Below are 357 nucleotides of genomic sequence, written 5' to 3'. Positions count from 1 at the left end.
GGGGGATTAGCTCAGCTGGGAGAGCACCTGCTTTGCAAGCAGGGGGTCGTCGGTTCGATCCCGTCATCCTCCACCAATCCTCAATGCACAGCGTTCTGCTGAAGTTCAGCAGAGCATTTCGCATTGGCGATTGAGCCAGTCAGAGCGATGTGAGTAAAACCATATCGGCTGTCGTTCTTTAACAATCAGGAAGAAGTAGTAAAGAGATTCATCTGAAACACACTTAGAGATGGGTGTGGAGTAAGTGAATCAGGGTTGTGATTGTATCAATGTATTTTTAAGTGATCGAAAGATTGCCTTGAAATACGGCGCAACACGAATACTCAACCTGTAGCGAGTGCGTCTTGTAAAAGACAC

The 357-nt window shown here is 46.8% G+C and carries 1 tRNA gene; it reads left to right on the top strand.

Going from position 1 to position 357, the window contains the following annotated elements:
• Positions 1–76 (top strand) — tRNA-Ala (locus LDO54_RS01615).
• Positions 77–357: the final 281 nt, after the last annotated feature.

The sequence above is a fragment of the Paraburkholderia tropica genome, assembly GCF_914484835.1.
Lineage (GTDB): Bacteria > Pseudomonadota > Gammaproteobacteria > Burkholderiales > Burkholderiaceae > Paraburkholderia > Paraburkholderia tropica_A.
Note: the sequence above shows the minus strand (reverse complement) of the source record. Positions and strands in the feature narration are given on the sequence as shown.